General features: G+C 42.0%; 21 protein-coding genes. 1 reads left to right on the top strand and 20 read right to left on the bottom strand.

Features of this window, described 5'->3' with window-relative positions; all coding sequences use genetic code 11:
* Positions 1-92: 92 nt before the first annotated feature.
* The 13 genes from gpmI to gap form a co-directional block, all read right to left on the bottom strand.
* Positions 93-1,634: a 2,3-bisphosphoglycerate-independent phosphoglycerate mutase gene (gpmI, locus tag DWV68_RS11115; protein WP_118665815.1), complete on the bottom strand. Its 1,542-nt coding sequence runs from the start codon at positions 1,632-1,634 to the stop codon at positions 93-95.
* A gap of 40 nt (positions 1,635-1,674) precedes the next feature.
* Positions 1,675-3,087 (bottom strand): CapA family protein, encoded by a 1,413-nt coding sequence (locus DWV68_RS11110; protein WP_147404535.1) that lies wholly within the window; start codon positions 3,085-3,087, stop codon positions 1,675-1,677.
* Positions 3,088-3,204: 117 nt separating this feature from the next.
* Positions 3,205-3,633 (bottom strand): Fe-S cluster assembly sulfur transfer protein SufU, encoded by a 429-nt coding sequence (sufU, locus tag DWV68_RS11105; RefSeq protein WP_022242397.1) that lies wholly within the window; start codon positions 3,631-3,633, stop codon positions 3,205-3,207.
* Entirely contained in the window at positions 3,623-4,834 is a 1,212-nt protein-coding gene (locus tag DWV68_RS11100; RefSeq protein ID WP_118665811.1) for an aminotransferase class V-fold PLP-dependent enzyme, read from the bottom strand. The genes sufU and DWV68_RS11100 overlap by 11 nt, the downstream gene beginning before the upstream one ends.
* A gap of 1 nt (position 4,835) precedes the next feature.
* Positions 4,836-5,912: a SufB/SufD family protein gene (locus DWV68_RS11095; protein ID WP_118665809.1), complete on the bottom strand. Its 1,077-nt coding sequence runs from the start codon at positions 5,910-5,912 to the stop codon at positions 4,836-4,838.
* A 21-nt stretch (positions 5,913-5,933) separates the two neighbouring features.
* Complete coding sequence (sufB, locus tag DWV68_RS11090) at positions 5,934-7,340, bottom strand: Fe-S cluster assembly protein SufB (protein WP_118665807.1); 1,407 nt, start codon at positions 7,338-7,340, stop codon at positions 5,934-5,936.
* A 12-nt stretch (positions 7,341-7,352) separates the two neighbouring features.
* Positions 7,353-8,096: a Fe-S cluster assembly ATPase SufC gene (sufC, locus tag DWV68_RS11085; RefSeq protein ID WP_118665805.1), complete on the bottom strand. Its 744-nt coding sequence runs from the start codon at positions 8,094-8,096 to the stop codon at positions 7,353-7,355.
* A 17-nt stretch (positions 8,097-8,113) separates the two neighbouring features.
* Positions 8,114-8,554, bottom strand: a complete 441-nt coding sequence (locus DWV68_RS11080) for an RrF2 family transcriptional regulator (RefSeq protein WP_117696912.1) — start codon at positions 8,552-8,554, stop codon at positions 8,114-8,116.
* A gap of 251 nt (positions 8,555-8,805) precedes the next feature.
* The gene (locus DWV68_RS11075; RefSeq protein WP_118665803.1) at positions 8,806-9,837 is read right to left on the bottom strand and encodes a type II TA system antitoxin MqsA family protein; all 1,032 of its coding nucleotides are present in this window, start codon (positions 9,835-9,837) and stop codon (positions 8,806-8,808) included.
* Between the two features lie 11 nt (positions 9,838-9,848).
* Entirely contained in the window at positions 9,849-10,298 is a 450-nt protein-coding gene (locus DWV68_RS11070; RefSeq protein WP_118665801.1) for a hypothetical protein, read from the bottom strand.
* A 171-nt stretch (positions 10,299-10,469) separates the two neighbouring features.
* A complete protein-coding gene (gene tpiA, locus DWV68_RS11065) occupies positions 10,470-11,222 on the bottom strand; it encodes a triose-phosphate isomerase (protein ID WP_022242403.1) in 753 nt (250 codons plus the stop codon).
* A 66-nt stretch (positions 11,223-11,288) separates the two neighbouring features.
* On the bottom strand, positions 11,289-12,500 hold the full coding sequence (locus DWV68_RS11060; RefSeq protein ID WP_022242404.1) for a phosphoglycerate kinase: 1,212 nt from the start codon (positions 12,498-12,500) through the stop codon (positions 11,289-11,291).
* Positions 12,501-12,681: 181 nt separating this feature from the next.
* Positions 12,682-13,698 carry a type I glyceraldehyde-3-phosphate dehydrogenase gene (gene gap, locus DWV68_RS11055; protein WP_022242405.1) on the bottom strand — a complete coding sequence of 339 codons (1,017 nt, stop codon included), beginning with the start codon at positions 13,696-13,698 and terminating at the stop codon, positions 12,682-12,684.
* A gap of 848 nt (positions 13,699-14,546) precedes the next feature.
* Here gap and DWV68_RS11050 point away from each other — a divergent pair.
* Complete coding sequence (locus tag DWV68_RS11050) at positions 14,547-15,359, top strand: histidinol-phosphatase HisJ family protein (protein ID WP_118056916.1); 813 nt, start codon at positions 14,547-14,549, stop codon at positions 15,357-15,359.
* A 217-nt stretch (positions 15,360-15,576) separates the two neighbouring features.
* Here the strand turns inward: DWV68_RS11050 and DWV68_RS11045 are convergent, their stop codons facing one another.
* The 7 genes from DWV68_RS11045 to DWV68_RS11015 form a co-directional block, all read right to left on the bottom strand.
* The gene (locus DWV68_RS11045; RefSeq protein ID WP_118056917.1) at positions 15,577-16,389 is read right to left on the bottom strand and encodes an HAD family hydrolase; all 813 of its coding nucleotides are present in this window, start codon (positions 16,387-16,389) and stop codon (positions 15,577-15,579) included.
* On the bottom strand, positions 16,389-18,002 hold the full coding sequence (gene ptsP, locus DWV68_RS11040) for a phosphoenolpyruvate--protein phosphotransferase (RefSeq protein ID WP_118056952.1): 1,614 nt from the start codon (positions 18,000-18,002) through the stop codon (positions 16,389-16,391). The genes DWV68_RS11045 and ptsP overlap by 1 nt, the downstream gene beginning before the upstream one ends.
* A gap of 19 nt (positions 18,003-18,021) precedes the next feature.
* On the bottom strand, positions 18,022-19,458 hold the full coding sequence (locus DWV68_RS11035) for a glycoside hydrolase family 1 protein (protein WP_022242409.1): 1,437 nt from the start codon (positions 19,456-19,458) through the stop codon (positions 18,022-18,024).
* 173 nt (positions 19,459-19,631) lie between these two features.
* Entirely contained in the window at positions 19,632-21,572 is a 1,941-nt protein-coding gene (locus DWV68_RS11030; RefSeq protein WP_118665799.1) for a beta-glucoside-specific PTS transporter subunit IIABC, read from the bottom strand.
* Positions 21,573-21,870: 298 nt separating this feature from the next.
* Positions 21,871-22,707 carry a BglG family transcription antiterminator LicT gene (gene licT / locus DWV68_RS11025; protein WP_118177227.1) on the bottom strand — a complete coding sequence of 279 codons (837 nt, stop codon included), beginning with the start codon at positions 22,705-22,707 and terminating at the stop codon, positions 21,871-21,873.
* A 230-nt stretch (positions 22,708-22,937) separates the two neighbouring features.
* Positions 22,938-24,017: a tRNA 2-thiouridine(34) synthase MnmA gene (gene mnmA, locus DWV68_RS11020; RefSeq protein WP_118177228.1), complete on the bottom strand. Its 1,080-nt coding sequence runs from the start codon at positions 24,015-24,017 to the stop codon at positions 22,938-22,940.
* A gap of 68 nt (positions 24,018-24,085) precedes the next feature.
* A complete protein-coding gene (locus DWV68_RS11015) occupies positions 24,086-25,252 on the bottom strand; it encodes a cysteine desulfurase family protein (RefSeq protein WP_118177229.1) in 1,167 nt (388 codons plus the stop codon).
* Between the last annotated feature and the right edge of the window lie 9 nt (positions 25,253-25,261).

Below are 25,261 nucleotides of genomic sequence, written 5' to 3'. Positions count from 1 at the left end.
TGCATGCTTGCATGCAGATTTGCCAAGCACTGCGATAACTTGAGAAACTCGCAAAGCGTGTTTCTCGTAGTTTGCATTTCGCCCTTACGGTCTTATTTTTTGATTAATAAAGATTTCCCTGTCATTTCTTTTGGCTGTTCCATTCCCATCAGCTCGATTAATGTAGGAGCGATATCTGCAAGACATCCACCCTCTCTTAAACCGTATGCAGGGTCTGCATTTACCAGAATGAATGGTACCGGATTGGTAGTATGTGCTGTAAATGGTTCGCCTGTTTCATAATCGATTAACTGCTCTGCATTTCCGTGGTCTGCGCAGATGAACATCTGTCCGTCAACCTCCTTTAATGCTGCAACAGCTTTGCCTACGCACTCATCAACTGCTTCTACTGCCTTGATTGCTGCAGCCTGAACTCCGGTATGTCCAACCATATCCGGGTTAGCAAAGTTGATTACGATTACATCATATTTTTCAGATTTGATGGCATCTACTAATTTATCACATACTTCGTATGCACTCATTTCCGGTTTCAAATCATAGGTTGCTACCTTTGGAGATTTTACCAGAATTCTTTCTTCGCCTTTGTTTGGCTCCTCTACACCACCGTTGAAGAAAAAGGTTACATGAGCATATTTCTCAGTCTCAGCGATTCTTGCCTGAGTCTTGCCATTGTCTGCAAGGAACTGTCCAAATGTATTGGTAAGTTCTACCTTGTGGAATGCAACGGTTTTGTTTGGAATGGTTCCATCGTATTCTGTGAAACATACATAAGTTACGTTCTTTCTTGCGCCTCTGTCAAATCCGTCGAACTCATCTGCACAGAATGCTCTGGTAATCTCTCTTGCACGGTCAGGACGGAAGTTAAAGAAGATAATGGTATCGTTATCCTGTACGGTTGCAGTTGGAGCACCATTTTTCATAATTACAGTCGGAACTACGAACTCGTCTGTTACATCTTTTGCATAAGATGCATCAATTGCTGCAACAGCGCTGTCTGCTGTCTCGCCAACACCTTCTGTAATTGCTTTATATGCTTTTTCTACACGATCCCAACGGTTGTCACGGTCCATTGCATAGTAACGTCCGTTGATGGTTGCGATTTCACCAACACCGATTTCTTTCATTTTTGCTTCCAGTTCTTCGATAAATCCTTTTCCGGAAGTAGGTGCGGTATCACGGCCGTCTAAGAAGCAATGTACATATACTTTGTCTAAGCCCTCTTTTTTTGCCATTTCCAGAAGTCCGAATAAATGTGTAATGTGGCTGTGAACTCCACCATCGGATAATAATCCATATAAATGAAGTGCAGAACCGTTGTCTTTTACATTTTTCATGCCGGCAAGCAATGCTTCGTTTTTAAAGAAATCTCCATCTTCGATTTCTTTGGTAATTCTGGTTAATTCCTGGTATACAATTCTTCCTGCACCCATGTTCATATGTCCTACTTCGGAGTTACCCATCTGTCCGTCCGGAAGTCCTACGGCAAGTCCACTGGCATTTCCTTTTACCCATGGATAATCTTTCATCAGTGCATCAATGTTTGGCTTGTTTGCCTGGGCTACTGCATTACCCTCAGTTTTGTCATTCAGACCAAAACCATCTAAAATCATCAATACGGTTGGTTTTTTACTCATGTTTTTTCCTCTTTTCTTTAAAATCTTCTATTGAAACGGATTACTCCGTTGCTGTCACATAACCATCATCATCTATGGTAATTTCCACGGAGAGGGATTCCATAAAATCAAAAATACGTCTTTTCTCACTTTCATCTGTCACCAGCGAAGTCTTATAATTTTTCTGTATACACGGCAGAAATCGGAAATCAATAGTTCCGTCATCCCGGATGATTACCTGGGATAAACCGGTATCTAATGTTGAAGCCGAAAACCAGAAATTGCCAAGACTGTAGATAATCGGCACGCCATCCATATATTCCATGCCCTGCAGGCAATGGGTATGTCCGCCGATAATGACATCCACACCGGCTTCCACAAACTGTTTTGCAAGAGCCACCTGGTCGGAACCAAAATAGTTATTTCCTTCTGTTCCCCAGTGTACAAAAGCAATCACATAATCGCTGTTGTCTCTTGCTTCTTCTATTACTTTCAGAAACTTGTCCGGATTTAAGGTCTTTAACACGCCCGGTGTCGTCTCAGTTGCTTCCTTCGTATAATTTAAAGAGCGTTCAATCTGTGTAGCTGATACAATTGCTATTTTCTTTCCATTTGCCACAAAATATACCGGACGCATGGCATCCTTTAAATCTTTTCCTGCTCCTACATACGGAATTCCTGCTTCTTCCAGTGTATCTATGGTATCAATCAATGCAGCTTCGCCATAGTCATAGACATGATTATTGGCAAGACTGACAATATCTGTTCCAAATGTTTCCAATAATGCGACACGCTTTGGATCTGCCCGGAAAGTATAATCCTTGCCAGCTAAAGGTTCCCCTCTTGTACTGTAGGTGAACTCATTGTTTATCATCATAATGTCTGCATTATTCATTTCCTGCAATAAATCTTTGGAAAAGCAGTCATTGATTCCATTTGGCTGTCCATCCATGTGTTCCGTTGTGCCCCAGCCTTCTGCAAAATTAATATCGCCGGTAAAATCCAGCACCATCTCATCCTCAGAGCTGCATGTCTTCCAGTAAACCTGCTGCAAATCCTCTTCATTCATGCCGGTGTCCTGACAATAAAGAAGCCACAGCACATGTATGGAATTTCCGGTCTCTTCGTACCAGACATTTACATTCTGGTCTTCCTGAGACTCCTGTGCAATATTTAATACTGCTTCTTTTCCGTAATTGGCATAAACCCAGTTTAAGAAACTTTCGTCAATCCGATAATCCCCGATAAATTCTTTGCTGCAGGAATCCAGCAGTGCTTCGTATGCATCATCCAAATCTTCTATCACCAGCTTCTTCGTCTCTGTAGAGACTTCTTCCGTTTCCGTCACTGCATATTCTATTTTCTCGCTGCTTTCCGGTTCTGCATTTACCTGCGCTTTCCTGTCACATCCACTGCAAACCATTCCAAACAACAATATTCCTATCCCTGCCATCTGCAAAGCTTTTCTTCTCAAATCGGTATCCTCGCTCAACTCCTCTTTCGTCTCTTGTGTCCTGCTTTATTGCCGATAACATTATACACTATCTTTCTTTTTCTAACAATCCTTATTTTGCAAGCGTATTCTTTTATATCAAACCTCATCATTTAACATTTCTTCTAAGGTATGCCAGCCTAATACGGCACATTTTACCCGGGCAGGCATATGGGAAATATCCTTTAATGCCGAAGCTTCTTCCAGCTCGTCGATTTCTTCATCCGAAGCTTCTCCTTTAATCATTTTTAAGAATAATTCTCCTAAATGCAGTGCTTCCTCTTTCTTCTTTCCGACAATCATGCCCAGCATAATATCGGCAGATGCCTGGGAAATAGCGCAGCCATCTCCTACAAATGCACCATCTACGATTTCATCGCCATCTAATTTTAATTTTAAAAAGATATCATCTCCGCAGTTTGGATTCACGCCCTCTAATACCAGGTCGGCATCCGGAAGGTCATGCTTGAACTCCGGGTGAATATTGTGTTCGGTAAGGATTTCATTATAAAAACTTCTACTCTCCATATCCCATTCTCCTTCTGACTCCTGCCACGCTTTTTACCAGCGCATCGACTTCTTCTTCTGTATTGTAGAACATCAGGCTTGCTCTTGTAGCGGAGCGGACGCCCAGATACTCTAACAATGGCTGTGCACAATGATGACCTGCACGGACAGCCACACCGTCGGATTCCAATACCGCACTGACATCATGCGGATGCACGTCTTCAATGGTAAATGTCAGGATTCCGGTATGCTCTTCTGCCAGTTCCGAACCCAGCACATGAACCTTTGGAATTGCTTTCAGTCCTTCCAAGGCTCTTTTCGTAAGTGTAAGTTCCCGCTCCTGCATGGTTTCAAAACCGATTTTGTTAATATAATCAATGGCGGCAGCCAGTCCCACTGCGCCTGCTGCATTGACGGTTCCTGCCTCAAACTTGTGCGGAAGCTCTGCATATTTTGCACCGTCTCTTGTTACAGAATCTATCATTTCTCCACCGGTAAGGAATGGCGGCATTGCCTTTAAAAGTTTTTTCTTTCCATATAAGACACCAATTCCCATCGGTCCCATTAACTTGTGACCGGAAAATGCCAGGAAATCCACATCCAGCTTCTGCACATCAATCGGCATATGTGGGGAACTCTGGGCTGCATCCAGCACGACTACTGCATTGCTCTTTCTTGCTCTTCGCACAATTTCCTCTACCGGTGTTGGACGTCCCAACACATTGGACACCTGTGTGATTGCCACCAGTCTTGTTTTATCGGAGAAAGCTTCATCTAACTTTGCTTCGCTTAAACTACCGTCTTTTTCGCATTCCAGATAAATAAGCTTCGCTCCGGTCTGTCTTGCTACCATCTGCCACGGCAGCATATTGCTGTGATGTTCCATAATGGAAACCACGATTTCATCCTCCGGGCAAAGATTATTTAAGCCATAGCTGTACGCTACTAAATTCAGGCTCTCTGTGGTATTTCTGGTAAATATAATTTCTGTCTCAGAGGCAGCATGGATAAACTGCTGAACTGTTTTTCTCGCTGCCTCATAGGCATCGGTTGCTTCCAGACTCAAAGGATAGAATCCACGCAGCGGATTGGCATTATGTTTTTCATAAAATTCCTTTTCCGCTTCAATGACGCATGCCGGCTTCTGTGCGGTTGCCGCATTGTCAAGATAGATGACATCCCGGTCTTTAAAAAGAGGAAAATCCTTCTTAAAATCGTACATTCTAAATCACCTCTTCCAGCGCTTCCTTCGCAATTTTTTCTGCTGCTTCATCCTTCATCAAATCACAGATATGCTCCAATTTTGCACCTGTCACAATACGTTCTGCAGCTTCTTTATCAATACCTCTTGCTCCAAAATAGAACATGGTATCTTCATCTAATTCTCCAATGGTTGCTCCGTGATTTCCCTTTACGTCTTCCTGTGCACATAAAATCAGCGGAATGGTCTTATTTTCCACATCATCACCCAGCAGAAGTACGCTTTCCTCTTCCTGTCCTTCTGCGCCGGAGGAACCACGTTTAAAATCAATAGTTCCGCGGAAAACCTTATGTGCCTGTCCGCGAAGAGCTCCGTCAGAATTAATATAGCTCATGGTTTTCTCGCCAAAATGATTAGCTACCATATTATAGTCTAAAATCTGCTGTGCCTGACCAAGATATCCGGTCTCTGTAGCAAAATTGCTTTCTTTTCCATTCAAATCCATGCGGCATCCGGAATAGAGATTCCCTTTTCCAAGGAATAACTGGATATACTCCACCTTTGCTCCCTCGCCAATTAAATTGCCGCCTATATCACTTAATAAAGTCTCATGCTCCTGCGGCATCTGAACCTGAACTAATCTTACAGATGCACCGCTTTCGACTTTCATTCTGACACGGACTGCCAGAGATGCTTCTGCAGTGCTGTCTTCCTCTTTTGTGGCATCCGGAGCCACACGGCTGTCCATCACAACAGTAAGTGTACTGTTTTCTTTTGCAACTATCTCTACACAGCCTGCCGTATGTGCATCTTTTTTACCGGAAACGTGCAGTCTTACGGTTTTATCCTGTCCTGCATTATCTGCAAGAATCTGATATTTTGCAGTATTTTCTGTTGCAAAGATTGCATCTGCTTCTCTTCCGGCACCGGTTTCAATGTCCGAAAGCTGCTCTGTTTCAGCAGCTACTACATCTCCCTCTGTTGCAATCTCACAAGGTTCTATCTTATTGCTCCATTTTATCGGAGTTTCATTTACCTTCAGCCAGTTCCAGGTAGGAGAAGGCAATTCATTGATTTTCATACTTACATTTTGTTCCATGCTCTTTCCACATCCCTTCTGCTATCCTATGCTGCCCTTCATCTCAAGGCGAATCAAATTGTTCATTTCCAATGCGTACTCTAAAGGCAGTTCCTTGGAAACATTATCCGCAAATCCGCTGACGATGCAGGCTCTTGCGTCCTCTTCGCTCATGCCCCTTGACATCAGATAAAAAATTGCTTCATCACTGATGTTTCCAATCTGGGCTTCATGTCCCACATTAGCATCCTTGGTACGGATGTCCATTGCCGGAATGGTATCGGAACGGGACTCAGAATCTAACATCAGAGACTGACAGGATACTGCTGACTTCGTGCCTTTCGCTTCCTTCGTTACCACAACGGAACTACGGAAAGTACTGATACCACCATCCTTGGAAATGGAACGGGTATTCATATAGGAGCTGGTGTCCGGTGCGCAGTGTACCACTTTGGCTCCGGTATCAAGGTTCTGTCCTTTTCCTGCAAAAGTTACACCGGTAAATTCCATGCGGGCGCCCTTTCCTTTTAAGACGCTCATCGGATACAGATAAGATACATGGGAACCGAAGGAACCGGATACCCATTCAATGGTTCCGCCCTCTTCTACCAGTGCCCGCTTGGTATTTAAGTTATACATATTCTTTGACCAGTTCTCGATGGTGGAATAACGAAGTTTTGCATTCTTGCCAACATACAATTCCACGCATCCTGCATGCAGATTGGCCACATTATATTTTGGTGCAGAACATCCTTCGATGAAATGAAGAGATGCTCCCTCATCTACGATAATCAATGTGTGTTCAAACTGTCCGGCACCTTTTGCATTCAGTCTGAAATAGGACTGCAGCGGAATCTCTACGTCCACACCCTTTGGCACATAAACGAAAGAACCACCGGACCAGACTGCACCGTGCAATGCTGCAAATTTGTGGTCATTTGGTTTTACCAGCTTCATAAAGTGCTTCTGTATCATATCTGCATGTTCACCATGCATTGCACTTTCCAAATCCGTATAAATAACGCCCTGTGCGGCAACTTCTTCTCTTACATTATGATAAACCAGTTCGGAATCATACTGTGCGCCAACACCTGCCAGTGACTTTCTTTCTGCCTGTGGGATTCCAAGACGTTCAAAGGTATCTTTAATGTCCTTTGGCACCTCAGACCATTTTCCCTTCATCCTTGTGTTTGGGCGGACATAGGTTACGATATGGTCCATATCCAGTCCTTCAATCGATGGTCCCCAGTCTGGCACTTCCATTTCATTGTAAATCTGTAAAGACTGTAAACGGAAATTCTGCATCCAGACGGGGTCATTTTTCTCTTTTGATATCTGCTCTACGATTTCAGGAGTAAGACCTTCTTTCAGCTTATAAGCATCCTTCTCATCGTCCCGGATATCATATATGCTTCTGTCGATATCTTCTACATAGCTTTTCTCTTCCATTCCTTACACTCCTTACTCGTATTTTGCAAAACCATTCTCGTTTACTTCATTAATCAGGGATGCATCTGCGGTCTTAACAATGTGTCCTTCCACCATGATGTGTGTGAAATCTACGTGTAATGCCTCTAAAATCTTGGTGCTGTGTGTAATAATCAAAAGGCTTCCCTTACTGCTCTTCTGGTATTCTTCGATTCCCTTTGATACGGTTCTTACTGCATCTACATCCAGTCCGGAATCGGTTTCATCCAGAATCGCAAGCTCCGGCTTTAACATCAACATCTGTAAAATTTCAGCTTTCTTTTTTTCGCCGCCGGAAAATCCTACATTCAAATCACGTTCTGCATAAGACGGATCCATCTGTAAAAGTTTCATTTTCTCTGCCAGTTCTTTCTTAAAATCATAGAAACGGACTCTCTTTCCAGTCTTCTGTTCCAATGCACTACGGATAAAGGAACTTAAGGTAACGCCTGGTACTTCCAGTGGGTTCTGGAAAGATAAGAACATGCCGCTCTTTGCGCGTTCATTCACCGGCTCTCCGGTAATATTTTTTCCCTGGAAAAAGATCTCTCCGCTCTCTACCTGATAACGTGGATTACCAACCAGTGTATAACCCAGTGTAGATTTACCGGTTCCGTTTGGTCCCATCAGTACGTGTGTCTCATGTCTTCCTATTTCAAGATTTACGTCATGTAAAATATGTTTTTCTTCTACACTGACGTTCAGATTTTTAACCTCTAAAAGTAATTCTTTGCTCATTTTTCTTCCTCCTGCATCTATTGTTTCTTCTTCGCTGCTTTCTTCTCCGCTTCCTGCTTCGACTGCAGAACATCCGCCAGCGTCATTTCATCAAAATATTTATCTATCAAATCTGCCAGTCCCTTCCAGATTGGAAGTGTACAGCAGGAATCTGATTTCTCACATGGCTCCTGGTCTTCTCTCAAGCAGGATACCGGTGCAAGCGTTCCTTCTGTCAGCCGCAGGATATCACCAACCCTGTATTCTTCCGGTTTCCGCTTCAGACGATAACCGCCCTTCTTGCCGCTGACACCTTCTATCATATGTCCCTTGGAAAGAATGGCCGAAATACTCTCTAAATATTTCTGGGAAATATTCAGTTTCTCGGCAATTCCTTTTAACGGAATATATTCTTCCGCATCATGCTCCGCCAGCTCGACCATGACCTTTAATGCATACCTTCCTTTAGTTGAAATCATGCTCTGCATTCCTCCTTTTCTGGTTCATTCGCATCATATACCCATTCGCCTACTATGTCAATGGGTGAATCAGTTTTCGTTTGTTCTTTTCGGGGAACAAACATACTACGAGAAATACACTTGGCGATTTTCTCGAGTTATCGTAAAAAAAAGAAGCACACCCAATAAAATCTATGGAATACTCCGCAAATTTTATCGGATGTGCTCATTTCATCTTTTCACTCTTTTAATTATTCTATTCTAATTACTCTTTATTCTATTTGCAGATGCTTTGCATATTCAAAAGATATTATATCTTTAAATGTAGTCTTCTCATATGCTTCTTCTTTATACATAAATGCAACAATTTCTGTCTTCGACATACTTCCTAACTTTTCTATTACCGCATCAAGAATCTTCACATCATCTTCTGTAAGCGTCTTATATGTCGTTGGCTCTGATAAGGAAAAATAATATCCGTTTCCTTCTCCCATGTCTACTTCTTCACATGGCACATCTTTCAAATCAATAATAGCATTATGTCCCACCGGCACCGCTCCCATCGGAAGAGCCTGATACACCAGTCCTGTCATTGCAAAGTCTCTTCTTTTATAAGAAAGAGCATCTGCATACCATAAAAGCTTCATAAGTTTTACTTTGTAAAGATTTCTGATTTTTGAAGATGCTGCAAAATAGCGGATAACATCCACCACTTTATCCAATGATAATTCTACATTTCCATGAAGCATCTTATTTCCAGCATATCCGGCATAATCTGCCTCAATGGCTTTTTTCAAATAAATGTCCTTGTTCTTCTCATATAACTGTGTTGCTGCTTCAAAATATTTCTTATAAGCAGTCTCAGGAAAATGTTCCTTTGCATCCGCCAACAATACCAGAAACCATTCCGGATCCTGTCCGATTTTTCTTAAAATCGTATCGTGTGCCCGATCCTGCACCTGATGACTTTCATAACGGGTGATTGTCTTAGCTCCCCATCCCAGTAAAACACATAAATCACTCTGGGTGATTCCATATTTCAGGCGGATTGCCACTATCTCTTCCGATGTCAAAAGTCCCTGTTTTCTTCGGTATGCATTTTTTAATCGAATATCATTTTCCTGTATCTGTGATTCTTCCATATACAGTTCCTCTGCATTCTCGCAAAGCAGATAGGATGCTTCATAACCAACCTTACTGTTTTTAAATGTAGCCGTCTCCTCTACCAGAACTGTTTTCACTTCATGTTCTTCCATACAACACGGACATAACCGTTTTTCACTTTTTACAATCTTTATATCCATGAAAACACCTCCTAGTTTTCTTTATACGGAAACATATCTGTAGTAAACGGTTTCTCTGCAAAATGAAATGACATCACAAACGTTGTGGTATTTCCATCTAATCCTAATAGTTCCACTCTTATTTTAATATATACATCCTGCATACCATTATAAACTTTTCCAAATTCCCGCATTTCACTTCTTTTGGGAAATCTAAGATCCTGAACCGTTTTCATATACTCTTCTACAGTCAGCGTTTTTAATTCCCGTTTCAATGCATCCACCGGATTTTCATCCGGAAATAATGTATCTACTGTATACTGATTGGTATATTTTTCATCTCTCTTTTTATCCACTAGCCGTCTCGCCTGAAATGTAATCTGTGCATCATGGTCTAATGCATATTTAAGCTTTTGCAGATAAGTATTCACTTCAAGCTTTGATTCGATTCTGGTCTTTGTATTATCTTTTGAATCATTCATAACTCCTCCTGTTTATAGTATCAATTGATACCTTTATTATAAATAGTATAACTGCAAAAGTCAACTTGAATTAAAAAAAACGCCACCAAATGCATTTCACCGGTAAATTTTACCAATGCCATAATGCATTTCGTGACGTTTCTTATGAAAATATTCTATTTTCCGAAAAGCTTATTTATTGTAGTTTACAATCTTTCCGAAGTCAGCCTTTAAGGAAGCTCCTCCTACCAGACCACCATCGATATCAGCTTTTGCGAACAGCTCTGCTGCATTTCCTGCATTTACAGATCCACCGTACTGGATACGGATAGACTCAGCTGTTGCTTCATCATATACTTCACGGATGCAGGCACGGATTGCGCCACAAACTTCTTCTGCCTGATCAGAAGTAGCTGTTTCACCGGTTCCGATTGCCCAGATTGGCTCGTAAGCAATAACTGCTGTTGCAGCCTGCTCTGCTGTTACGTTCTGGAATGCAATCTTAATCTGCATACGGATCCAGTCAAGGTAAATACCCTGTTTTCTCTGTGTTAAAGTCTCTCCACAGCAGATGATTGGTGTAATACCATGTTCGAAAGCTTTTAATACTTTCTTATTTACAGTCTCATCTGTCTCTGCGAAGTATTCTCTTCTCTCAGAATGTCCTAATACAACGTATTTTACGCCAGCGTCTGTAAGCATTGCCGGAGAGATTTCTCCTGTGTATGCTCCGCTCTCTTCAAAATACATGTTCTCTGCACCGATGCAGATGTTAGAACCTTTTGCTGCTTCCATTGCTGGAATAATATCAATTGCTGGTACGCAGAATACTACATCTACGTCTTCGTTTGCTACTAATGGTTTTAATTCATTTACCAGTGCAACTGCCTCGCTAGGAGTTTTGTTCATTTTCCAGTTGCCGGCAATAATTTTTTTTCTTGCCATTTTAAAATGTCCTTCTTTCTTAAATATATAAGCTTTTGCCTGCATACAGGCATGTGCTTTGATTACTTATTTATCATTTGCTGCTGCAACGCCTGGAAGCTCTTTACCCTCTAAGAACTCTAAGGATGCTCCACCACCTGTTGAGATGTGGCTCATCTTGTCACCGAATCCAAGCTGGTTAACTGCTGCTGCAGAATCTCCACCACCGATGATGGTTGTTGCATCTGTATCAGCTAAAGCTTTTGCTACAGCGATAGTACCTGCTGCAAGAGTTGGGTTCTCGAATACACCCATAGGTCCGTTCCAAACAACAGTCTTAGCAGTCTTAACAGCATCTGCGAAAAGTGTCTGTGTCTTAGGTCCGATATCACAGCCTTCTCTGTCTGCCGGCATCTTGTCTGCATCATAAGTTTCTACTTCAACTGGAGCATCGATAGGATTTGGGAAATCTTTGATCGTTACAGCATCTACCGGAAGAAGAAGTTTCTTTCCAAGTTTCTCTGCCTTTGCCATCATTTCTTTACAATAATCGATCTTAGTATCATCTACTAAAGAGATTCCGATTTCATATCCTTTTGCTTTTAAGAATGTGTAAGCCATACCACCACCGATGATTAAGGTATCACATTTCTCAAGTAAGTTGTTGATTACATTTAATTTATCAGCAACTTTTGCACCACCAAGGATTGCAACGAATGGTCTTACCGGATTCTCTACTGCATTTCCAAGGAAGTCGATTTCTTTCTGCATTAAGTATCCAACTACTGCAGTGTCAACTAACTGTGCAACACCTACGTTAGAACAATGTGCTCTGTGAGCTGTTCCGAATGCATCATTTACAAATACATCACAGATAGAAGCAAGGTCTTTAGAGAAAGCTTCTCCGTTCTTTGTCTCTTCTGGTCTGAAACGTGTATTCTCAAGTAAGATAACATCGCCATCGTTCATAGCTGCTACTGCTGCTCTTACGTTCTCACCAACAACTTCAGGGTCAACAACGAATTTAACTTCCTGTCCTAATAACTCTGTAAGTCTTGCTGCTACTGGTGCAAGAGTTTTGGTCTGTTTGTCTTCTTCTGTTTTTACTTTTCCTAAATGGGAGCAAAGGATAACCTTTCCACCATCAGCGATTAATTTCTTGATTGTAGGAAGCGCTGCAACCAGACGGTTCTCGTCTGTAATCTTTCCTTCTTTTAATGGTACGTTGAAATCACATCTGCAAAGAACGCGAAGTCCTTTTACATTAATATCATCTATAGATTTTTTATTTAATGACATATTAAGTAGTCTCCTTTAAATTTTATTTCTAATAGCAAGAAAGAGCCCGGTCCTAAAAGACCGGACCCTTTTCCTGAGTCTTATCTGCACTCTGGCAGCCTGTCGCTTAAAAAAGTAGTCTACCGTGCAGTGATTGTTCGTTAAACTACGGGAAACACGCTTTGCGGGTTTCTCTCGTAAATTATGCTAACTCGCTGAAGTATTTGATTGTACGAACCATCTGAGATGTGTAGCTGTTCTCGTTATCATACCAAGAAACAACCTGTACTTCGTACAGATCATCAGATACCTGGTTAACCATGGTCTGTGTTGCATCGAACAGAGAACCGAATCTCATTCCAACGATATCAGAAGATACGATTTCGTCTTCGTTGTATCCGAAGGACTCATTAGCTGCTGCTTTCATAGCTGCATTGATATCTTCTTTTGTAACGCCAGCTTTCTTAACAACTGCTGTTAAGATTGTTGTAGATCCTGTAGGGGTTGGAACACGCTGAGCAGATCCGATTAATTTTCCGTTCAGTTCTGGGATAACAAGTCCGATAGCTTTTGCTGCACCAGTGCTGTTTGGAACGATGTTAACTGCTGCTGCACGAGATCTTCTTAAATCACCTTTTCTCTGTGGTCCATCAAGAGTCATCTGATCACCTGTGTAAGCATGGATTGTTACCATGATACCAGACTGGATTGGAGCATATTTATTTAATGCATCAGCCATAGGTGCTAAGCAGTTTGTTGTACAAGAAGCTGCTGAAATGATTGTATCAGATGCTTTTAATGTCTCATGGTTTGTGTTGTATACGATTGTAGGAAGGTCATTACCTGCTGGAGCAGAAATAACAACTTTACGAGCACCTGCATTGATGTGTGCCTGTGCTTTTTCTTTGCTTGTATAGAAACCTGAACACTCTAATACAACGTCAACTTTTAATTCACCCCATGGGCAGTTGTTTGCATCTGGGAATGCATAGATTTTGATTTCTTTTCCACATACGATGATAGAATCATCTGTGCAGGATACTTCATCAGCATGCTCATATTTACCCTGAGAAGAATCATATTTTAACAAGTGTGCTAACATTTTAGGGCTTGTTAAATCGTTGATTGCTACTACTTCGTATCCTTCAGCACCAAACATCTGTCTGAATGCCAGACGACCAATACGGCCGAATCCATTAATTGCTACTCTTACTGCCATTATTAATTCCTCCTAGAAATTTAATATAAAATATCTTTATTTGGGATTGTACCCAATCTGGTATTATTCTAACCAATTTTTGTCGAAAGTTCAAGTAGTTCCCATCACTTTGTTAATTTTTTCACTATTTTTATTTCTTCTTTCTCATTTTCAAACAAATGTTACAATAGCTTTTCCATTTTTCATACTGTCTTTTGACAGATTGTCAAATTTCTATTATAGTATTCTGTGTATTATATACAAAGATTTTACTATACTTGTGAAAATGTAACATTTTTCTTAGTAGAAATGTGTAAACACCGGGTAAGGTTTGTGCAATATGTAGGGGAAAGGAATAGGAAAGCTTCTTCCCGAAAACACTGGAGCGGTTATGATGTGAGAATCCGCAGCACTTCACGGGCAGTATTTTTCTTGAAATCAGGCTGTCTTTCCGGCTGCTTTGACCGGATACTGCTTTTGTCTGCCAGCAGCGGATACCACACTTTGTCTGAAGGGACTCTAAGAATTCCTGCAAAGATATTTGATTTGCGGCAACCGGCACAAATTCATATCCATATTCAGATTGTGCCTCGCTGGTACATCCATGTACCAGCGTTGCCGGGTTGCAAAAGGAATTCTACGAGTCCCTAACAGACGCTGTTCACGGTATCCGCATGCCGGCAGACAAAATGCAGTATACTGTCAAACATTGGAAAGACTGCTTATTATAAAAGAAAGAAAAATACTGCAGGTTGAAGTGCCGGCTTCTTACATACAAACGTTCCGGTGCTTTTGGGAAGAAGCTTTCTCATCCAGTTCCCCACCTGCACAACCTTACCCGCCATACACCCCACAGAAAGGAGTACACTATGCTTTGGGACACACATATGCACACTGCTTTTTCTACCGACAGTGAGACCTCACCAGAATCCATGATTAAAGCCTCTATCGAACTGGGACTTGGCGGAATCTGCATTACCGACCATATGGATTATGATTATCCAAAAGAACATCCGGAGGATGAACCGGAATTTATCTTAGACACTCCGGTCTACTTCCCAACTATCCAGAAGCTGGGCCAGCAATACAAAGATAAAATAAAAGTGCTGACCGGCATTGAGCTTGGATTGCAGCCTCATCTTGCAGCGAAACATCAGGAACTGATAAGCCGATATGACTTTGATTTTGTCATCGGCTCTTCCCATGTAATCCACGGCAAAGACCCTTACTACTCCCGCTTTTTTGAAGGAAAAACCGAACAGCAGGCTTACCAGGAATATTTTGAATCTATCCTGGAAAATCTTGCGGTATTTGATCATTTTGATGTATATGGACATATCGATTATGTGGTACGCTACGGTCCAAACCGGAACCTTGAATATTCTTATCAGAAATATGCCGATGTCATTGATGCGATTTTAGAAAAGCTCATTGATATGGGAAAAGGAATTGAAATCAATACCGGTGGTTTCAAATATGGTCTGGGACATCCGAATCCAACAGAAGATATTATAAAACGTTATCACGAACTAGGCGGTGAAATCATTACCATCGGTGCCGACGCCCACAAACCGGAGCATGTTGCATTTGATTTTGCAAAAGTACCGGACATTTTAAAGGCAGCGGGCTTTCAGTATTTTACTGTATTCGAAAAGAGAAAACCGGCTTTTCTTCCGTTGTAAACTATGGGAATCACGCTTTACGAATTTCTCTTCTTATTGCGGTGTTCACCAAATCTGTATGCAGGCATGCGATTTTTCCTGTGTATGCAAAAGTAACGGCGCGGTTCGTCAACTGCGGAAACAACATAAATACAGTAAAGGGCACTTATCATGTCTCCTAAGTTGACAAACCACGCCGCCTTTTTCTATCATAAGAAAATTGTTTTTACTTCAAATCCTACCCCAGCAGATGCAGCCGTTCGAATGCATGATACAGTCCGTCTTCATCAATCTTATCTGTAACCATATCCGCATACTGTTTTACTGCCGGAATCGCATTTCCCATTGCCACTCCTGTTCCTGCAAATTGCAGCATTTCCACATCATTTGGTCCATCACCAAAAGCAATGGTATCTTCCCTGCCTATCTTTAACTCATCCATAAGCCGCTGCATTCCGGTTGCCTTGTTGACTCCCATCTTCGTCATTTCACCGGACATCTGACGATCCTTGCCAAAGCTTGCTCCGGTTATCTTGATATAATTTCCGACTTCCTTCTGCATCACATCCACCGGAATATCGGCATCAAAATACATTCCACTTTCAAGAGCCGGCATCTGTTCCGGATGTTCAACAAGCGTCAATCCGTTTAGAGCACCGTCAATATCAAGTCCAAGCCGCATACAGCGTTCTCTCATTTTCTTTGCATTCTCTTCATCCACATAACGTCCGTTGATTCCCTGCAGCATAAAGCATGCACCGTGCTCCTTCAGCACCTCTACCATATCCTGCACCTTATCATTTGCCAGAACGCTATGGTAAATCACCTTATCATTTGCAGACACATAAGCACCTGCCGAAGCCACAATGGCATCAAATCCAAACTCTAAAAGCCATGGATACACATTCGTTACAGTTCTTCCGGTACATAACGAAATCAGATGTCCCCGCTTTCTGGCCATGCTTAATGCTTCCCTGGCAGATTCCGGCATGTGCATGGTGAAATCCACCAGGGTTCCGTCTACATCCAAAAAAATCAGTTTACGGCTCATTATTCTGCATCCCGAATCGCTTTTCGAACCGGAAGAACACAGCCAGGAGAAACAGATAATTCATCTACCCCCATCTCTAAGAAACGCTGGGTCAGAGTTGTATCTGCCCCAAGTTCTCCACATATTCCTGCCCAGATGCCCGCCTTGTGTGCATTTTCCACGGTCATCTGAATCAGCCGGAGCACTGCTTCATGATGCGGATTATAGAAGCTGTCAAGCTTTGCATTCTGACGGTCAATTGCCAGTGTATACTGGGTCAGGTCGTTGGTTCCGATACTGAAGAAATCAACCTCTTTTGCCAGTTCATCACTCATTACTGCTGCTGCAGGAGTTTCAATCATGATACCCTGCTCCACATTTCCAAAAGGAATCCCTTCCTTTGTAAGTTCTTCTTTCACTTCTTCTGAAATTGCTTTAATCTTACGCACTTCATCTACCGAAATAATCATCGGATACATAATTGCAATATTTCCGTAATTGCTTGCGCGGAATAAAGCACGAAGCTGGGTCTTAAAAATTTCCGGCTGGGTCAGGCAGATCCGGATGGCACGATATCCCATTGCCGGATTGTCTTCTTTGTCGAGGTTAAAGTAGTCCACCTGCTTATCGGCTCCGATATCCAGGGTACGGATAATAACCTTCTTTCCTGCCATGGTCTCTGCGACCTGCTTATAAGCCGCAAACTGTTCTTCTTCTGTTGGGAAAGTATCTTTTTCAAGATAAAGAAATTCACTACGGAAAAGTCCGATTCCACCGGCATCATTTTTAAGTACTGCCGCTAAGTCAGAGACATTTCCGATGTTGGCATAAAGATTGATTTTCTGACCACTCTTTGTCACATTTTCCTTTCCCTTTAAAGTCAGCAGTAATTCCTTCTGCTTTGCATCCTCTTCTGCTTTTTTCTTATATTCTGCCAAAGCTACTTCATCCGGTTCAATGATAAGAGTTCCGGTATAGCCATCCACAATTGCCTGTTTTCCGTTCCACTCTTCCTTGATTTCCACACCAATCAGTGCCGGGATGCCCATAGTTCTTGCTAAAATTGCAGTATGTGAATTCGTAGAGCCCAGCTGTGTTACAAATGCCAGCAGCTTACTTTTATCCATCTGTACGGTTTCACTCGGAGCTAAATCCTTTGCTACGATAATAACCGGCTCATCTCCAAGGTCGCTTCCCATATCATTTCCACATAATACATTGATGACACGCTCAGAAATATCCTTCATATCAATGGAACGGGCTTTGAAATACTCGTCATCCATATTTGCAAATACTTCTGCAAAGTTATCTCCGGTAACACCTACCGCATACTCTGCATTTACGCTCTGGCTCTCAATAAGATTGTGAACGGAATCATTATAATCTCCATCCTCTAACATCATGGCATGCACATCAAAAATCTGTGCATTTACTTCACCCACTTCTTTTAATGCTTTCTTGTAAAGCTTGTGGAGCTGTTCAATTGCAGTCTGCTTTGCTGCTTCATAGCGGGCAATCTCTGCTGCCGGGTCTTCTATTCTCTTTCTTACCACCTGATTTTCAGCTTTTAAAAGGAGTTTTACCTTTCCAATTGCAATACCGCTGAATACCTTTTTTCCATTAAACTTTTCCATAGTCCATACCTTCTTTCTTTTATAAGTTTTCTCCATTTGAAGCAATTACTTCTTTATACCAGTCGAAGGATTTTTTCTTTCTTCTTGCAAGAGTTCCGGTTCCATCATCATATTTTTCTACATAGATGAAGCCATATCTCTTTGCCATTTCTCCGGTGGATGCACTTACTAAATCAATGCAGCCCCATGGTGTATATCCCATCAGGTCAACGCCATCTTTTACCGCTTCTTTCATCTCTTTGATATGATCCCGCAGATAATCGATACGGTAATCATCCTGAATGCTTCCATCTTCTTCTAATTTGTCATAAGCGCCAAGGCCATTTTCTACTACCATAACCGGAATCTGATAACGGTCATAAATTTCATTTAAGGAATAATGTAAGCCCTGTGGGTCAATCTGCCAGCCCCAGTCGCTTGCCTTAAGATATGGATTCTTAAGACCGGCAATCAGGTTTCCATCCGTCTGCTCGCCATTTGGATCTTTTGATACACAACTGCTCATATAATAGCTGAGGGTATAGAAATCCACACAGCCTTCCCGCAGAATTTCTTCATCGCCCGGTTCCATTTTAACATGAATATTATTTTCTTCAAAATACCGCTCCATATACGCCGGATATTCTCCTCTTACCTGCACATCGGAACAGAACCAGTTCATAATCCGCATTTCCTTCTGTGTTGCTAACACATCCTCCGGATTGCAGGTAAATGGATACTTGGTCATAAAGACATTCATATCACCGATAAGATATTCCGGATATTTTTCATGTGCTAATTTTACTGCTTTTGCGCTGGCAACAAACTGATGATGCAATGCCTGGAAACGAACCTTCGGGTCATCCGGAATCTCAGTAATTTTTCCCTCATAGCCTTTTACAGTTCCAAGGGAAAGCAGGTTGCCAAGCGGTGTGGTTCCACCATTGATTTCATTGAAGGTCAGCCAGTATTTTACTTTGCCCTGATATCTTTCGAAAATTGCCTTGCAGTAATTCAAGAAATAATCAATACATTCTCTGGCTTCCCAGCCATTGTATTTTTCAATCAGTGCATATGGCATTTCATAATGGGAAATGGTTACCAGCGGCTCAATGCCATATTTTAAACATTCATCAAATACTTTATCGTAGAATGCCAGTCCTGCTTCGTTTGGTTCATTCTCCATTCCGGTCGGGAAAATTCTTGTCCATGCAATGGATAAACGGAATACTTTAAATCCCATTTCTGCAAATAATGCAATATCCTCTTTGTAATGATGATAGAAATCAATTGCTTCGTGGCTCGGATAGAGATATTCCGGATGAATGGTTCTTGTTACCTTTTTCGGCTCGGTATGGGAACCATTCGTACACATATCAGAAACAGATGCTCCTTTTCCATCTACATCCCATGCTCCCTCAAACTGATTGGCTGCGGTTGCACCGCCCCAGAGAAAATCTTTACGAAATGTCTTCATTGCTTTTTCCTCCTGCTTCTTATTATTTTTATTTGTAAAAATTTATAATTTCTGTTTTTATATTTTTCTTTTCTCATTCTGCCCTGCAATAAGGCTTCTGATTTTGTTGGATAGAGCACGAGCCCTTTATCAGAGCCCGCACCCTTAGGTATAAAAAACTATGGAAAACTAATTTATAAAACGGTAATCAATGCGTCCAACGCTGCAACTTTCTTTGCATCTGTCGGAACTACATCTGCGTAATCTGCTGTGTTGCTGATGATAACCGGAGTCAGAACAGAATATCCTGCTCCTGTAATCTTTGCAATATCAAATTCCAATAAAAGGTCACCTTTCTTTACTTTGGCTCCCTGCGCTACCTTCGGTGCAAATCCTTCTCCATCTAATTTCACGGTATCCATGCCCACATGAATCAGGATTTCTGCTCCGCCATCGGATACTATTCCAATGGCATGACCGGTTGGGAAGAAGGTTACTACTTCGCCATCACATGGTGCATATAATTTGCCTTCGGACGGGAGAATAGCAACACCCTGACCTAATGCTCCGCTTGAAAATGCTTCATCTTCTACTTCTTCCAAGGCTTTTACTTCTCCGGTAAGAGGAGATGCAATTACCTGGTTTGCTGCGGTTTTTGTGCCTTTCTTTTCTATTTTTGCTTCATCATTCTGTGGAGCATCATCATGATAGGTAATGTAAGTTGCTACGAATGCAACTACCATAGCTACTGCCATACCGATTAATACCCAGATCAAACTGTAAACGCTCTTTGACTCACCATCGATGAATGCCGGAAGTCCGAAGAATCCAAGACCACCCATCATATAAGTTTTAACTCCGGCAAATCCTATGATTCCACCACCAATAGCGGATGCAATACAGGAAATTACGAATGGTTTTTTCTTTGGAAGTGTAATACCATAAATACATGGCTCTGTTACACCAAAGAGTCCTGAGATAAACGCCGGTAATGCAATATTTCTAAGTTTCTTATCTTTTGTCTTTAATACAATTGCCAGTACAACCATGGACTGCGCAAAAGATGCTGCGAAATATGGAGAAAGGATGAAGTCATATCCTAAAGTTCCATAATTAATCATTGCCAGTGGAACAAGTCCCCAATGTAATCCGAAGATTACCAGTACCTGCCAGAATGCTCCGACTAAGATACCTGCTACAAGACCTCCTACAACCGGAAGGTTATAGATTGCTCCGAAAATAATACCGATAATGTTGCAAAGGAAAGTAGATACCGGTCCGATTACCAGATAGGTAAGTGGAACCATTACTGCCAAAGTTACAACCGGAACGATAAATGTTTTAATAACGTCCGGAATTACTTTCTTTAATCTCTTTTCCAGCCAGGCAGCACAAGCCACTGCAATAACAATTGGTACTACTGAAGAAGTATAACCACTGGATGGCATAATAACAGGAATTCCAAAAAAGGTTGTATAATAATTCATTTCAAAGGAAGTTCCTGCAAACAGGGAACCTATCAGTTCTCCTGAAGTCAGATTAACCAGTGCCGGATAGGTAAGTGATATACCAAGTGCCATTCCGATAAATTCATTCATCTTAAATTTCTTTGCTGCAGTGTATCCTAAGATAATCGGCAGGAAATAGAAGAATCCGTCTCCAATGGAATACCAGAGCTGATATGCTCCGCTTGTGGTAACATCAATTCCTGACTGACTTGCGATAAAAGACCACAGCGCCAAAAGACCTTTGATAATACCTGCTGCACAAAGCACACCAAGGAATGGCTGGAATACACCGGAAATCAAATCAATGAGTCTTGCGCCAAGCCCCATCTTCTCTCCGCCGTCTTCTGCATCCTCGGAAACAGCTCCATTTCCGGCCAGATGTGCATGTTCACAAACCACATCATAGACATCCGGTACATGATTTCCGATTACTATCTGATACTGTCCGCCGGATTTCATTACTGTCACAATTCCTTCCGTTGCTTTTAATACTTCGGTGTTAGCCTTGGACTCGTCTTTTAATTTAAAACGAAGTCTGGTAACACAGTGCGCAAGGCTTATGATATTCTCCCTGCCGCCTACGTTCTGGATAATAATTCTTGCCAGTCCATCATACTTACTTGCCATAACAATCCCTCCATTTTTATTTTTTTATAGCATGTTCATTTTTATCTAAAACACTCTTGTGTTTTATTCATTTTGTTAAAAACAACGAATGTGCCTTGGCACATTCTCGCGCCTGCGGCGGTCGCTTGCGACATCTACCTTATACGCCGCAGTGTGCATCCTCGCGGAGCGTTTTTTAATTTACAGGAAAGCAATTTCCTGTAAATTAAAAAAGCCCAAACAAATAAAACTCTTCCTATGAGTCTTATTCGTCTGGGTTTTGCCGTCTTAACGTAACAATCCCTTGCCGAAAGGGTATTTACTTATTCATACTGTGAATCACACGATGAATGTGTACTGCCAGATAGGAAATCTCTACATCCGAGACTTCATAATCAAGCTTCTTCTTCATGTAACTCTTTATCTTCTGTGCACATTCGTAGGAACGCGGGAAACGATCCGCAATCAACTGGTCAAATTCTTCATCATTACGTTCACTGTCTTCCCGACTGATTACCCGCTGTACAAAGAATCTTAAATGCGTTACAAAACGCTCATAGGACAGGCTCTTTTCATCCAATTCCACCTGAAAGGTATATCTGACTATATTGAGTATATCCTTTATCATTGCCGGCATGTTCCTGGACTGGTTCATCTGACCGCCCATCTGTGCATTTACCAGATGCATCGCAATAAATCCAGCTTCATCCTCCGGCAGCTCCACGTCTAATTCCTGTTTTACAATATCTAAGGCTTTCAATCCCACCTGAAATTCTGCATTGTAGAATTTCTTCATCTCCCAGGAAAGCTCATTCGCAACAACGATGCCCTGCCGCTTTCTCTCTATGGCGTATCCCAAGTGGTCTGTTAATGTCACATAAATATTTTTACTTAAATGATAACCTAATGTTTCTCTGGCATATGCGATAACCAGCTCGGCTGTCCGGATATATTCATACGACATGTCCTTTACCACCTGCATGAACTGGCTGGTACTTTCGTCCGGAAGGGAGAATACTTTTTCTATCTTTGTCTCTTCTATTTCTTCTCCGGCTTTCTTTCCGAAGCCTATGCCCTTTCCCATAACAACGATTTCTTTACCTTTATCGTCCTCGGAACTGATCACATTATTGTTAATTACTTTGATAATCTGCATTACGTTTCACCTGTTTATGATATAAAAAAAGCTGCATTACACTCTAAATAATCCGACCTAACAATTATCTTAAAGTGCAATCCAGTCTTGCCTATCTCTAGTAACAATCCGGTTTGCGTCCCTGCTTATTACATTACAAATGTACTATATTTTATCAGAAACGTCAAGTCCGGAATGTAAACTTCGTATATAATATATAATTTTATCACTCTATTTTTGTGCACAATTCACTATTTTCTTATGATAATTCCACCACCTGCGACAAAATCCCCATCATAAAATACCACCGCCTGACCCGGTGTCACAGCACGGACCGGTTCTTCAAAATGACAGCGGATCCTGCCCTCTCCGATATTTTCCACGGTACACATGGCTCCTGCATGTCCATAACGGATTTTACCTAAGAGACGTCTGCCATCAAAATCGGTAAGTCCCATATAATTGACATGGTCTGCAACCAGTGTATCCGTAAATACATCCTCTGGCGAACCTACCACTACTTCATTGGTTTCCGGTCTTATTTCTGTTACAAAAATCCGTTTGCCATATGGTATATTCAAGCCACGGCGCTGTCCTACGGTATAGTGGGTAATTCCTTTGTGCCGTCCGATAATTTCACCATCTTTTGTCACAAAGTTTCCCTCTCCCGGAACTGCATCTCCAACCTCACGGTCAATAAAACCTGCATAGTCATTATCCGGGATAAAGCAGATTTCCTGGCTGTCTCTCTTATGAGCCACCGGAAGTCCCACCTCTTCTGCGATTTTGCGGATTTCATCTTTATGATAAGCACCTACCGGCATCAATGTATGGGATAACTGCTCCTGTGTCAGGTTATATAATGCATAGGTCTGATCCTTGGCTGCTGTTACAGATTTTGCCACTGCGAAACGTCCGTTGTCACATTTTGCAATTCTTGCATAATGTCCGGTTGCAATATAATCTGCTCCGATGCTTAAGCTTCTGGCAAGAAGTGACTCCCATTTCACATAACGGTTACAGGCAATACATGGATTCGGCGTTCTTCCTGCCAAATATTCTGCCACAAAATAATCCATTACATACTGTTTAAATTCCTGCTTAAAGTTCATCACATAATATGGTATTTCCAACCGGTCAGCCACTCTTCTGGCATCATCCACGGCACTTAGGCCACAGCAGCCGCCATTTTCCTGCTGCTGTGTCTCTTCCTCATCCTGCCAGATCTGCATGGTTACACCAATCACATCATAGCCCTGTTCCTTTAAAAGATATGCCGCAACGGAAGAATCCACTCCGCCGGACATTCCAACTACTACTTTTTCCTTCATATATTTAATCCTATCCTACAGGCAAATTTTTAGCTGCACTCACAGTTTACCCACACTGTCAGCATCCGTCAAGTGAATTTTACGGTTTCCTTCTGTCCCCTTAGGATTGTGACATTCTTTTTGATGCAGGCAGTCACATAATCAATCTGCTCTGCCGTAATTTTTTCATTTAAAGTAAGCCGCAATGCTCCCCTTGCAATTTCCGGCGGTACACCGATGGCTGTTAACACATGGGATGGCTCATGTTCTCCGGAAGAACACGCTGAACCTGCCGATGCACAGATTCCATCCATATCCAGCATAACCAAAAGATTCCCACCTTCTAACTCATCAAAACAAAAGTCCACATTATTCGGAAGGCGGTTGTTCCATTCCCCATTCAGCCTTACCTTCGGCACCTGCTTTAATACTGAATAAATCAAGTAATCCCGCATCCTTGTCTCGATTTCCATCCGCTCTTTTAAGCTTTCCATCGCCATGGCTGCCGCTTTTCCCATGCCTACAATTCCCGGCACATTCTCAGTTCCCGCCCGGACACCGCTTTCCTGGCCTCCTCCATGGATAAAAGGAGGTATCCTCTTTTTCTTTCGCACATATAAAAATCCGGTTCCCTTAGGTCCGTTGAATTTATGTGCGCTGGCACTCATCATATCAATATTCATTCTGTTGACATCAATGGGAATATGTCCATATGCCTGTACGGCATCCGTATGAAAACAGATTCCATATCTCCTGGCAAGCATACCGATTCTTGCTATAGGTTCTATGGTGCCAATTTCATTATTTGCCATCATAACAGAAATCAATATGGTATCCGGCCGGATTGCCCGCCGCACCTGCTCCAAGGAAACCGTTCCCTTGTCATCTACCGGAAGGTAAGTAATCTCATAACCATTCTGTTCCAGATATCCGCAGGTTCTTAAAATAGCATGATGCTCTATTTTCGTGGTAATGATATGCCGGCCTCGCATAACCATACTTTCTGCGGTACATTTCAATGCCCAGTTATCAGATTCACTTCCTCCGGCTGTGAAATATATTTCCTCCGGCTGCGCCCCGATGCTCTGCGCAATGATCTGCCGGCTTTCTTCTATGGCATCATGACTTTTTTGCCCCAGATCATACAGGGCAGATGGGTTTCCATAACGACGCTCATAAAAGGGCAGCATTGCTTCGATTACTTCCGGTGCTGTCGGTGTTGTTGCTGCATTATCAAGATAAATCATTTTCTTCATGCTTCTTTC

Source organism: Roseburia sp. AF12-17LB, from assembly GCF_003479605.1.
Lineage (GTDB): Bacteria > Bacillota > Clostridia > Lachnospirales > Lachnospiraceae > Roseburia_C > Roseburia_C amylophila.
This window is presented reverse-complemented; position numbering and strand designations above follow the sequence as displayed.